The organism is Lacticaseibacillus sp. 866-1 (assembly GCF_016861825.1).
In the GTDB taxonomy this organism is placed as follows: Bacteria; Bacillota; Bacilli; order Lactobacillales; family Lactobacillaceae; genus Lacticaseibacillus.
This window is the reverse complement of sequence record NZ_BOLU01000002.1, coordinates 51722-63961: the sequence shown is the minus strand read 5'-3', so window position 1 is coordinate 63961 and position 12240 is coordinate 51722. Positions and strand designations below refer to the sequence as shown.

Annotated in this window: 11 protein-coding genes; 7 read left to right on the top strand and 4 right to left on the bottom strand. The window is 56.5% G+C overall.

Going from position 1 to position 12240, the window contains the following annotated elements; genetic code table 11:
• Positions 1-292: 292 nt before the first annotated feature.
• The 6 genes from JUE30_RS01520 (at position 293) to JUE30_RS01495 (ending at position 6455) form a co-directional block, all read left to right on the top strand.
• A complete protein-coding gene (locus JUE30_RS01520) occupies positions 293-1423 on the top strand; it encodes a class I SAM-dependent RNA methyltransferase (RefSeq protein WP_203623310.1) in 1131 nt (376 codons plus the stop codon).
• Between the two features lie 12 nt (positions 1424-1435).
• A complete protein-coding gene (locus JUE30_RS01515; RefSeq protein WP_203623309.1) occupies positions 1436-2368 on the top strand; it encodes an NAD(P)-dependent oxidoreductase in 933 nt (310 codons plus the stop codon).
• A gap of 65 nt (positions 2369-2433) precedes the next feature.
• Positions 2434-2661, top strand: a complete 228-nt coding sequence (locus JUE30_RS01510) for a hypothetical protein (RefSeq protein ID WP_203623308.1) — start codon at positions 2434-2436, stop codon at positions 2659-2661.
• A gap of 135 nt (positions 2662-2796) precedes the next feature.
• Positions 2797-4695 carry a M13 family metallopeptidase gene (locus tag JUE30_RS01505; RefSeq protein WP_125754504.1) on the top strand — a complete coding sequence of 633 codons (1899 nt, stop codon included), beginning with the start codon at positions 2797-2799 and terminating at the stop codon, positions 4693-4695.
• Between the two features lie 11 nt (positions 4696-4706).
• A complete protein-coding gene (locus JUE30_RS01500) occupies positions 4707-5198 on the top strand; it encodes a GNAT family N-acetyltransferase (protein WP_203623307.1) in 492 nt (163 codons plus the stop codon).
• A 78-nt stretch (positions 5199-5276) separates the two neighbouring features.
• Positions 5277-6455, top strand: coding sequence for an iron-containing alcohol dehydrogenase (locus tag JUE30_RS01495; protein WP_125754502.1), 1179 nt, complete (start codon positions 5277-5279; stop codon positions 6453-6455).
• 50 nt (positions 6456-6505) lie between these two features.
• Here the strand turns inward: JUE30_RS01495 and nrdF are convergent, their stop codons facing one another.
• The 3 genes from nrdF to nrdH form a co-directional block, all read right to left on the bottom strand.
• Positions 6506-7462, bottom strand: a complete 957-nt coding sequence (nrdF, locus tag JUE30_RS01490; protein ID WP_125754501.1) for a class 1b ribonucleoside-diphosphate reductase subunit beta — start codon at positions 7460-7462, stop codon at positions 6506-6508.
• A 69-nt stretch (positions 7463-7531) separates the two neighbouring features.
• The gene (gene nrdE, locus JUE30_RS01485) at positions 7532-9703 is read right to left on the bottom strand and encodes a class 1b ribonucleoside-diphosphate reductase subunit alpha (protein WP_125754500.1); all 2172 of its coding nucleotides are present in this window, start codon (positions 9701-9703) and stop codon (positions 7532-7534) included.
• A 47-nt stretch (positions 9704-9750) separates the two neighbouring features.
• Entirely contained in the window at positions 9751-9981 is a 231-nt protein-coding gene (nrdH, locus tag JUE30_RS01480) for a glutaredoxin-like protein NrdH (RefSeq protein ID WP_125754499.1), read from the bottom strand.
• A gap of 247 nt (positions 9982-10228) precedes the next feature.
• Here nrdH and JUE30_RS01475 point away from each other — a divergent pair, with 247 nt between their 5' ends.
• On the top strand, positions 10229-10555 hold the full coding sequence (locus tag JUE30_RS01475; protein ID WP_203623306.1) for a hypothetical protein: 327 nt from the start codon (positions 10229-10231) through the stop codon (positions 10553-10555).
• Positions 10556-10691: 136 nt separating this feature from the next.
• On the opposite strand, the gene cls is transcribed toward JUE30_RS01475, so the two are convergent.
• Positions 10692-12167, bottom strand: coding sequence for a cardiolipin synthase (gene cls / locus JUE30_RS01470; protein ID WP_203623305.1), 1476 nt, complete (start codon positions 12165-12167; stop codon positions 10692-10694).
• Positions 12168-12240 lie beyond the last annotated feature (73 nt).

Below are 12240 nucleotides of genomic sequence, written 5' to 3'. Positions count from 1 at the left end.
CAGAGGCGTTGCCGCCGCTTTTTGGCGGTGAGGCCTCTGGCGTTGATCAGCTTGTTCGAGCTTTGCGAGCTACAAGCTGACATGCGTAGCAGCTAAGCGCTCGGGCGTTGTCGACCCAAAGCCCGATTAGATCAACAGGCGAAGGGCTGGCGGTTTTGTCCGTTAAGACCAGAAAACACGATCAGTCCCGGTCCAAAAAGCACCCACCAAAGCCGCATGTTTTACCTATTCGTTTCCGGTGACACGGCCCCTTTTCTGGGGTAACATTGAAACGACAGAAAAGGAGACTATTATGCAATATAAATTACTGGCCACCATGGCTTCCGGTCTGGAAGCCTTGACCGCGCGGGAGATCCGCGACCTGGGCTTCGACGAGCAAACCGATAACGGCAAAGTGTACTTTCAGGGCGACGAGACGGCCATTGCCAAGGCCAATGTATGGCTGCGCACTGCTGACCGCGTGAAAATCGTGGTCGGCCAGTTCACTGCCACCACTTTTGACGAGTTGTTTGAGGGCGTTAAGGCGTTGCCATGGGATCAGTACCTGCCGCTCGATGCTGCGTTTCCAGTGGAAGGCCGCAGCGTGCGCTCGAAGCTGCACTCCGAGCCTGACGTGCAGGCCATCACTAAAAAAGCCATCGTTGATAAACTGGCGACGGTTTACCACCGGCGCGGCCGCCTGGCAGAAACTGGGAAGACTTACCCGCTGGAAGTTTCGATTCTGCGCGATGTGGCGACGTTGACCATCGACACGACCGGGCCGAGCTTATTTAAGCGCGGCTACCGAATCGCCAAAGGGGAAGCGCCGCTGAAGGAAAACTTTGCGGCGGCGCTGGTCATGCTGACGAGCTGGCACCCGGACATGCCGTTTGTCGATCCGACTACGGGGTCCGGCACGATTCCAATCGAAGCGGCGCTGTGGGGCCTGAATATCGCCCCCGGGCTGCAGCGGCATTTTGCGTTTGAGAACTTCAGTTTCATGGATCCGCAAATTTTGCAGGACGTGAAGGATGAGGCAATGGACGCGGCGGACTTTGACCGAGAACTCGACATCCAGGGGTTCGACCTCGATCCGAAAATGATTGAAATCGCCCAGGAAAATGCCAAGCAGGCGGGCTTGGGCCAAACCGTTCGCTTCAAGCAGCTAGCGGTCAAGGATAACCGTCTCGACAACGACCAGCACGGGGTCTTAGTGGCCAACCCGCCATACGGGAAACGGCTTGGCGAGCTGGACGCGGCCCGCACGCTGTATCGTGAAATGGGCCAGGTCTACGGCGGGCTGACCAACTGGAGCCGCTACATTCTGACTGCCGACTTGGAGTTTGAAAAAGCCTTTGGGCAAAAGGCGACTAAGCGGCGCAAGCTCTACAACGGGACGATTCGCACGGATTACTTCCAGTTCTGGGCGCAGCGGCGCCATTAAAAGGAGCGCGTAATGAATATTTTGGCTTTGTACGGGCTGCCAAGCAGCGCGGCCGATGATTTTGCTGAGCATCCGGACTGGCACGTGATTTCAAAGGCTGCCTACACCAAAGACCAAGCCGAAAACATCGACGTGATATTAGGGTGGGACGCGGTCGGCGCTGAGCTGATTGCCGGGCCGAATCACGTTAAATTTGTTCAGGCCATGTCAGCGGGTGTCGATTACCTGCCATTGACGCAGTTCCAGCAGCAAGGCATTCAACTGGCCAACACCAGCGGCATTCACGCTGAACCCATCGCGCAGTCGACCCTGGCCATGGTGTTGGCGTTTGCCCGCGGCCTGGTGCCATTTGCACGGCAGTGGGACAACGATGCCCGGCGGCCGGAAATGTGGCTGCCAGCCGGCAAAACGGCAGTGATTTTTGGCACCGGGCACATCGGCCGTGTGATCGCCCGCCGGCTCAACCAGCAGGGCATGACGGTGTGGGGAATCAGCCGGCACGGCAACGCCGCCGAGGGCTTTGCGAAGGTCGGCACCGATGAACAGGCCGCTGCTTTTGCGGAAAGTGCCGACGTGCTGATCAATGTGATGCCGCTGACCGCCACCACGCAGCACTTTTTCAACGTGAGTTTCTTCAATGGGCTGAAGCAGGCGCCGCTGTTCGTCAATGTTGGGCGCGGTCAAACCGTTGACACGGTGGCCCTGCGCAATGCGCTCCACGCCGGTCGCATCTCAGGGGCGGCGCTGGACGTCTTCGAGCAAGAACCGCTGCCCAGCACCGATCCGCTGTGGCAGGAGCCGCGCGTGCTGATCACGCCTCATATTTCGGGCACCGTGCCACACCTGCGTGAGGCGGTTTACCAAATTTTTAAACCGAACCTCGAGGCCTTGGCTGCCACGGGTCAGATCGTCAAAAATCGCGTCGACTTGACCGCCGGCTACTGATTTTTGCGGGGATAACGCGTATACTGAAAGCGTTATCAAAAGCACCCAAAAGGAGGTTCTTGCTCATGGCGCAACGCACCACTGAGATTATTGGCTTACTGGAGGACGCATTACTGACGAAGCGAAAGGTGTCGATCCACACCATCGATAAGAAAATCTTGAAGGGCATCATTGCCGAGATTCACCCGGCGACGGTCAAACCATATCAGGAGCGGAGCACGGTGATCATCGAAACGCCAAAAGGCGCTAAGCGGGTCCAGGAATACGCGATCACAAAAATCGCTTGGGCTTGACAAGGCGGCGGCACACACAGTGGTGCCGCCGTTTTTGTGCAACGTGCGCAACACAGGTGAAAACAACCCGGGCTTGCGCTATAATTAGCATTACATTAAACGCTGGTGAGAGCCGGCGAAGGGAGCGACAAGAAAATGGCTGAAGCACGATACCAGGATGATTTGTACGAAGCCGTCAACGGCGAATGGGAAAAGACGGCGGAAATTGCGCCAGACAAGACCGCGACAGGCGGCTTTAACGACCTCGCAGACGACGTCGAGGCGAAGCTGATGGCGGACTTTGCCGGCGTCAGCGACGGCAGCAAGCAGGCGCCGGATGCCTACTTTGCCGAGGCCGTAAAGCTTTACGACAAGGCCAAGGACTTCAAAGCTCGCGACCAGGCCGGTATCAAGCCGGCGCTGGACCGCTTGGTGCCGCTGAACGACACTTCGGACATCGCGGCGTTCAACGCCAAAGCCGCCGACCTGTCCGCCTCGCTGTTCCCAATGCCGTTTGAAACGGATGCGGAACCAGACCTCAAGGACACCAGCGTCAACAAGATCACGCTGACCGGCCCGGCCACCATTTTGCCTGACGTGCCTTACTACGCTGAAGACAATGAACAGGGCAAGGCGCTGCTCAAAGTCTGGGCAGACATGGTCAAGGAAATTCTGGCGCAAACGGATCTCAGCGAAGCAGACCAGGCGGCCTACCTGGACGATGCGCTGGCGTTTGACCGCGAGTTGGCCAAGCACGTAAAGACGCGCGAAGAGTGGGCAGACTACCCGAAGGCTTACAACCCGCAATCCTTCCAGGAAGTTGCCGACCAGCTCGGTGATTTTGACCTGGCCAGTTTTGCTAAGGACGCCTGGCCGGCAGTGCCGGACACGATCATCGTCGCCGATCCCCGTTTCTTGAAGGAATTCACGCAGCTGTTCTCAGCGGCAACGTTTGAGCGGTACAAGCACTGGGCCTATGTCTCTGACTTGGTTTCCAACACCGGGTACCTGAGCGAAGACCTGCGCCAGCTCGGCGGGAAGTTCGGTCGTGCGCTCTCCGGCAATCCGGAAGCGCCAAAGCAGATCAAGCACGCCTACCGCCTGGCCAACCGGGTCTTCTCGGAACCGGTCGGCATCTACTACGGTCGCACCTACTTCGGCGAAGAAGCCAAGCAGGATGTGACCCAGCTGGTCGAGAACATGATTGCGACCTACAAGCGCCGACTCGCCAACTCTGATTGGCTCAGTCAGTCCACCAAAGACAAGGCCATCGTCAAGCTCGACAAAATGGTCCTGAAAATGGGCTACCCGGAGCGCCCGAATGAAGTATACGACCGCATGCATGTGCAGGACGACCAAGGCCTGCTGGAAAATGTGATCCAGCTCGCCGAGGCGCGGCATGCCTTCAACGTTGAGCAGCTGACCAAGCCGGTCGACCGCAACGTCTGGAACATGCCAGGGCACCTGGTCAACGCCAGCTATGATCCGTCGCGCAATGACATCACGTTCCCAGCAGCCATTTTGCAGGCTCCTTTCTACTCCTTGAAGCAAACCGCCAGTGAAAACTACGGCGGGATTGGGGCCGTCATCGCCCACGAAATTTCACACGGGTTTGACAACAACGGGGCCCAATTCGACGAGTACGGCAACATGACGAACTGGTGGCAGGAAGCCGACTACGCCCACTTCAAAGAACTGACCCAGCAGATGATCGACGAGTTCGACGGGCTTGAAACGCCGGCGGGTAAGGTCAACGGCAAACAGATTGTCTCCGAAAACATCGCGGATGCCGGCGGCTTGGCCGCAGCCTTGGAAACCGCACAGAATCAGCCCGATGCCGACCTCAAGGCGTTCTTCACCAACTGGGCCCGGGTCTGGCGTCAGAAGTCCCGGCCGGAATACGCCAAGTTCATTTTGTCGATCGACGTGCACGCGCCGAACAAGTTGCGAGCGAATGTGCAGCCGCAGAACCTGGATGAATTTTACTCGACCTTTGACGTGAAGCCAGGCGATGGCATGTACACCGCCCCTGAAAAGCGCGTCCACATTTGGTAAACGAGGAAATTTTGGCGCGATATTCGCACCTGGAAACGGCCCGGCTCACGCTGCGGCCGTTTTTGCTGACCGATGCCAAGTCGCTGCTCGCCAACGGTCAAGATCCGCGCGCCAATCAGTGGACGCTGCGGTTTGCCGACTTGAGCGCCGCTCGGGCCAACATTCGCCGCTACTGGCTGGGGCAGCCGGCGGGCAAATGGGTGATCGAGCAAGACGGCGTGTTTCTCGGCGCCGTGGAGTGCCACTTGCACCCAGCCATCGATGGGGTGGAAATTGGCTACCTGCTCTTGCCTGAGTACTGGGGGCAGGGGTTTGCCACCGAAGCGGCCCGCGCGTTGATGCAGCTGGCGTTCGGGCCGCTTGAGGCGCAAAGCGTGTTGATTGGCTGCGATGAGGCGAATCACCGCTCTGCCGGGGTGGCGCAGCGCTTGGGGCTGCACCTGGGCTGGCTGGTGTTGGCGGCCCATCAAGACGCGGAAACCTGGTGGGTGCGGTATCGCTGACCGCTTGTCAATCTGGCCCAGATGGCTCACAGTAAAGGGGACAGCATCGCCTGCCAAAGAATGTATTGGAGGTTTATCATGCAAGCTTTTCGGTTAAATAATCAAACGGATTTGCGGTTCGGCCCGCTCAAAGAGGCGGACCTTAAAGCCGCGGTCAGCCAGTTCGGCGACCGCGTGCTCTTTGTTTACGGCGGTCATTCAATTAAAGCCAGTGGGCTGTATGACCGCGTCATCAAGGCCCTTTCTGGTCTGCACGTCACGGAGCTGCCGGGCATCGCGCCCAATCCCAAAATCGCTTCCGTGCGCGCCGGCAAGAAGCTGGCAAAGGCCAACAACATTCAGGTGATCCTGGCCGTCGGCGGCGGCTCGGTCATTGACGCATCCAAGGTAATCGGTGAGGCTGCGAACTACGCCGGCGACCCGTGGGACTTGGTGCTTGACAGCGAGCTGGGCAAAAGCACCCCGCAGCTGCCGATTGTTGACGTCGTGACGCTTGCCGCCACCGGTACCGAAATGAATATCAACGCGGTCATCTCCAATCCTGAGACCAAGCAAAAACTGGGGGCTCGCAGCAGTCGCACGCCGGCGGTATCATTCATGGACCCGACGTTGACCTTCACCGTTCCGGCGCGGCAAACCGCGGCCGGTTCGATGGATATTTTCAGCCACCTGTGTGAGCAGTATTTTGATCGCGAACCCGATAATGACGCCACCAAGGGCATGATCGAAGGGCTGATGCGCAGCGTGATCAAATGGGCGCCAGTGGCGATCAAGCAGCCGGATTCACTGCCGGCGCGTCAGAACCTCATGTGGACCGCCACCGCGGCGCTGAACGGCGAAATGGGGGCGGGCAACCGCAACGGCTGGTCCTGTCATGCCATGGAGCACGAGCTCTCCGCGTTTTACGACATCACGCACGGTGTCGGGCTGGGGATTTTGACCCCGCGCTGGATGCATTACGTCTTGACGTCTGATCCCACGACCACGGCGCTGTTTGCCCGGTTTGGCCGCAACGTCTGGCACCTGACCGATGCCGAAGAAGCGGATCTTGCCGGCCACGCGATTGCCAAGACGCTGAGCTGGATCACCAGCCTTGGCTTTGGCATGACGCTGCCGGAAGTGGGCATTGCGGACGATAAGAACTTCGCTCCAATGGCCCAAGCCGCTGCCAAGCGTTTAGGCAATGCCTACCTGCCGCTGGATGAAGCGGCGGTCACGGCCATTTACCAGGCCAGCATGACGCCTGGGTTAGCCTAGGCACAAAAATAGCGCTGATCACTTTTGATGATCAGCGCTATTATTTTGGCCTAGAACTTGTAGTCGTCGTCGCTCATGGCTTCGACTTCGCCCAAACGGTAGCCGTTGCCGACCTGGGAGAAGAAGTCGTGGTTCGACGTGGAGGTGGAGATCCCGTTCATGACGATCGGGTTCACATCCTCGGCGGTGTCTGGGAACAGGGGATCCTGACCCAGATTCATCAGCGCCTTGTTGGCGTTGTAGCGCAGGAAGGTGAGGACTTCATCGGTCCAGTCGGTCTTGGCGTACAAGTCGTTGGTGTAGCCTTCCTCGTTGGCGTAGAGGTCGTACAGCAGATCGTACATCCAGTCCTTCATTTTGCTTTGCTCGTCTTCTGAGAGCTCGTTAAAGCCAAGTTGGAACTTGTAGCCGATGTAGGTTCCGTGAACGGACTCGTCGCGAATGATCAGCTTGATGATCTCTGCAACGTTGGTCAACTTGTTGTTGCCCAGGTAGTAAAGCGGGGTGAAGAAGCCGGAGTAGAACAGGAAGGTTTCCAGGAAGACTGATGCGACCTTTTTCTCCAGCGGCGAACCGTTGTGATAGATGTCGTTGATCTTGTTGGCCTTGTACTGCAGGTGTTTGTTGGAGTTGGTCCAGTCAAAGATCTCATCGATTTCTGCCGGGGTATTCAGCGTGGAAAAAATCGTCGAGTAGGACTTTGCGTGCACGGACTCCATGAACTGGATGTTGTTCAGCACCGCGCGCTCCTGCTGGGTGCGAATATTGTCCATCAAGCTGCGCATGCCGTCCTGGCTTTGCAGGGTATCCAGCAGCGTGAGGCCGCCAAAAACATGGCCGACGACCCACTGCTCGTCTGAGCTCAAGGTGCGCCAGTCATCCAGGTCGTTTGACACCGGGATCCGGGTATCGAGCCAAAACTGCTCGGTCAGCTTTTCCCAGGTCGCCTTGTCGATCTGGTCTTCAATGTCGTTCCAATTGATCGCAATGTACTGCTTTTCAGCCATTTTGCCACTCCTTAAAATTGTTTGCCGCAAGACTCGCAAAAGGCAGGGCCAAGCCATGCCCGCTGCGGTTTAAATCGAGCAAGATTCGCAAGCGTTCGAACCGATTTCTTCCTGGTCATCCGTGTAAGTCCGGATGTAGTAAATCGACTTGATGCCCTTGTGGTGTGCGTAGTTGCGCAGAATGTTCAAATCGCGCGTGGTCATCTTGTTGGTGCGACCCTTTTTCCATGGGTACATGCCTTCTGGAATCGTGGAGCGCATGAACAAGGTGAGGGACATGCTTTGGTCAACGTGCTGCTGGGCCTCGGCGTAAACGTCGATTTCCTTGCGCATGTCGATGTCGTAGGCACTCTTGTAATAAGGCATCGTGTCGTTGGAAAGGCCAGGAGCGGGATAGTAGATCGTCCCGATTTTCTTTTCCTGGCGGTCCTCAATGCGGTTGACGATCGGCTGCAAGGAGGCGCTGGTGTCGTTGATGTAAGAGATCGAGCCGTTCGGGGCGACAGCAAGACGGTTCTGGTGATACAAACCATCCTTCATGACCGCGGCTTTTAGATCAGCCCAATCCTGCTGCGTCGGGATTTTCACGTTTTTGAACAGCTCCTGAACCTTTGCGGTCTTCGGCGCCCAGGTCTGGTTGACGTACTTGTCGAAATACGAGCCATCGGCGTACTTGCTGGCCTTGAAGTTGTGGAAGGTCTCACCGCGCTCTGCGGCGATCTTGTTCGACGCCTTCAGGGTGTAATAGTTGAGCAGCAGGAAGTAGATGTTGGTGAAGTCGAGCGACTCCTCGTCCCCATACTGCATGTGGTTCAAGGCAAAGTAGGTGTGCAGGCCCATTGCGCCCAGGCCGATGGAGTGGGCGAGGTGGTTGCCGTGTTGAACCGACGGCACGACATCGATGTTGCTGCTGTCGGTGACATAGGTCAACGCGCGCACCATGGCCTCAACACTCTTGCCGAAGTCCTGGCTCTTCATGAGGTTCGGAATGTTAGTTGAACCCAGGTTGCAGGAAACATCGGTGCCCATCACGTCGTATTCCTGCTTGTTGTTGATCACGCTTGGCGTTTGCACCTGCATGATTTCCGAGCACAGGTTGGACATGATGATCTTGCCGGCGATCGGGCTGGCGTCGTTAGCGGTATCAATGTTAACGATGTACGGGTAGCCGGATTCCTGCTGGAGCTTAGAAATTTCGTTTTCCAGGTCGCGGGCCTTGATCTTGTACTTCTTGATCTTGGGGTTGGCGACCATGTTGTCGTATTCCTTGCTGATGTCAACGTAGGAGAATGGCTGGCCGTACTCGCGCTCCACGGAGTAAGGGGAGAACAGGTACATGTCAGCGTCTGCGGCAACCAGTTCGTAATACTTGTCTGGTACGATCACGCCGAGGCTCAGGGTCTTGACGCGGTACTTTTCGTCGGCGTTTTCCTTCTTGGCGCCCAGGAAGCTAATGATGTCTGGGTGGAAGACGTTCAGGTAAACGACCCCGGCCCCTTGGCGCTGGCCCAGCTGGTTAGAATAGGAAAAGCTGTCTTCCAGCAGCTTCATGACTGGCAGCACACCGCTGGCTGCGCCTTCGATGCCCTTGATCGGGGCCCCGGCTTCGCGCAGGTTCGACAGGGTCAAGCCGACCCCGCCGCCAATGCGGGAAAGCTCCAGCGCTGAGTTCACGGCGCGGCCGATGGAGTTCATATCATCGGCGATCTGCAGCAAGAAACAGGAAACCAATTCACCGCGGCGCAAGCGGCCGGCGTTCAGGAACGACGGGGTGGCCGGCTGGTAGCGCTGGTGGATCATTTCATCCGCCAGGGCCATCGCCAAGTCTTCGTTGCCATCCGCAAAGTACAGGGCATTCGAAAAGACGCGGTCTTTGAAGTCTTCCAAGTAGTACTGGTTGTCATCCGTCTTCAAGGCGTATTGGGCGTAAAACTTGTACGCCGCCATGAAGGACTTGAATTGGAACCCGGCGTTGGTCAGAAAATCGTTGATCTTTTCCAGGAAGGCTGGACTGTATTTATCCAGCATGGCCTTTTCGTAGTACTTGTTTTTGACCAAGTAGTCGAGCCTGTCCTGAAGGGAGGCGAAATGTTTGGTGTTTGGCGTCACATTCTCTTCAAGAAAGGCCGCCAGGGCCTGCTTATCTTTGGCCAGCGGAATCTGGCCATCAACGGGGATGTTGATCTCATTATTCAAGGCGTAGTATGAAACGTCTTCTGGTTTCAGCGTGCTTAATGCCATAATGTCACCACTTTCACAAAGTTAGGGAGATGAAAAAAGCTGGCCGATTAGCCAGCCAGCTGCTTCAATGCTTCTGGGCGGAACCCGTAGAAGGATTGCAATCCGTCAGCCTCAAGGACCGGCACAGCCTGGAAGCCTTTATCTTTCAAGTAGCTGATGTATTGAGGCTCTTCGTTAATGTTGTGTTCGGTGAATTGAATGTTGTGGGTCCGCAGGTAGTTCTTCGTCATGCGGCACTGCGGGCAGCCGTTCTTGGTAAACAATGTAATATTGCTCATATCAATCACTCTTTCTTGTTATCTTATGGGACTATCATACTCAATGTTGGGGGTGCGGTCAAGCAAAAACACCACATCTTGTGGCCAACGGATTTTCAGGCCTCAAGGTGTGGTGTTAAAGGTTTTGTACGTTTAGTATACCGCGACTGTCCAAATAAAAATAGCCTTTGGACACTATTTTTTTGTAAGTTTCTCAGGGTCCGGCCATTGACCTATAATAAAGACACAAGGTATCGGAGGTGAAAACATGAGTGATGACAAAAAAGCGGACGAAGCTGCCGCTGTCGACATGGTGGATGGCCTCATCGATTACGCCAGCAAGCACGGAATCAAAAGCCGCGACCTCGCGAAAACCCTGATCGAAGCCACTAAAAATGGCTTGGAAGGGGTCGATGCCCTGTTCAAAGATGGGGGCCTGGAGCGGCGAAGCGTTGAAGACCTTGCCACGGGGTATTTGATCGATCGCTATCACCTGGAAGGCGACGAACTGAAGGCCCGCCACGACGAAATGGTCAAGGCGGCTTTGGAGACGTTGCGCAAGCGTCCGGAAGCATTTGATAAATGGGTCAAATAAACCAGACTGAGAGATATACACGTTTAGTCCGAAACACAAGCGCCCCTGAGCTGCGATTCGTCTTAGAATCGCGACCCAGGGGCGCTGGCGTACTTTGGAAATTGAATAAGAGACACGTTTTTTGCTCTCTGATTGGTTACAGCACAGGGGAGAGAAGCCGTGAGAAATACTGCTTGAATCGCAGCCAGTGGCCTTGACTCTTGATCAGCGCCGGCGTCAGCAGCTGACTGTGCTTCAAGTCCTCATCAAACGCCGCCGTCAGCTGCTCAGCAATTTTGGCGTCGTAGATAAACGCGTTGACTTCAAAATTCAGCTTAAACGAGCGAATATCGAAGTTGGCTGAGCCGACACTGGCGACCACATCGTCGATCACCAGGGTCTTGGCGTGCAGGAAGCCGTTTTGGTAGTGGTAGATCTTAATCCCGTAGCGGCTCAGGTAATTGGCGTAGTACTGGGTCGCCCGGAAGATAAAGGGGTGATCGGGCATGTCCGGCACCATCACCTGGACGTCGATGCCGGCCAAGGCGGCGGTGATCAGCGCGTCCATGGCCGTGTCGTCGGGGATCAGGTACGGCGTCTGCAGGCGAATCGACTTGGTCGCGCTGGCGATCATCTTCACATAGCCGTACTTGATCTGCTGCGCGGAGGAATCTGGGCCGCTGGCGACGATTTGCATCGGCGCGCTCCCCAGGTGAATGTGGCGCGTCGCCAGATTTTCCGGCGACAGCGGCGCGACATCGATGTCGTAAGGCTCGGCCTGATCATCCGGCACGGTCGCATTCCAGTCCATCAGAAACTGCACCTTCAGCGCGTACACCGTATTGCCGCGAATGCGCAGGTGCGTGTCGCGCCAGAACCCGAATTTCTTTTTGCGGGACACGTACTGGTCGCCGACGTTAAAGCCGCCGATGAAGCCGATGTCGTCGTCGATCACAACGATTTTGCGGTGCAGCCGGTAGTTCAGCCGAAAATCGGTGATGAGGTGCTGCGAGGAAAAGTAGGCTTCCGCCTTGGCCCCAGCGGCCAACAGCGGCGCCCAGAACTTTTTGTTTGCGCCAAGGGAACCCCAGGCGTCGTAAAGGACCAGGACCTTGACGCCTTGCTTGGCTTTCTTGATCAACAGGTCCCGGAACTGGTTGCCCAGCTCGTCGTTGTAAAAGGTGTAATACTCCACAAAGACGTGGTCCGTCGCCGCTTCGATGTCTTCAAAAAGCTTGGCAAACTTTTTTTTGCCGTCGAAGAACAGGTCGACTGAGTTATCCCCCAGCACCGGCGCGCTGGCCGTGTTAAGAAACAAGGTGGTCAGCTCCTTGGCGGCCGTTGAGGTCACCGCGGCCGGCAGCAGGCGGCCGTGGGTGTTGGCGTGCTTTTGCATCGCCACAAAGGCCTTGGTCCCGCGTCGGTACTCGGTTTGGATCGCGTGCACCTTTTTGGTCGAGAGGCCGCGGCCAGCAAACAGGTAAATGCCAAACCCGATCACCGGCAGAAAAATCAGCACCAAAAGCCAAGCCCAGGTCGTGGAAATATCGCGCACCGACCGGAGCACGGTGAAAATGGCTGCAATGGTGTTGAGCAGCAGCACCAGTAAAATGATGATTGTAAGAAGAGACATGCACGCACCGCCTTTAATCGATTGATCGCCCGGCAAGCCGCCGGACCTCGTCTGTGGCCAATTTTGCCACGTC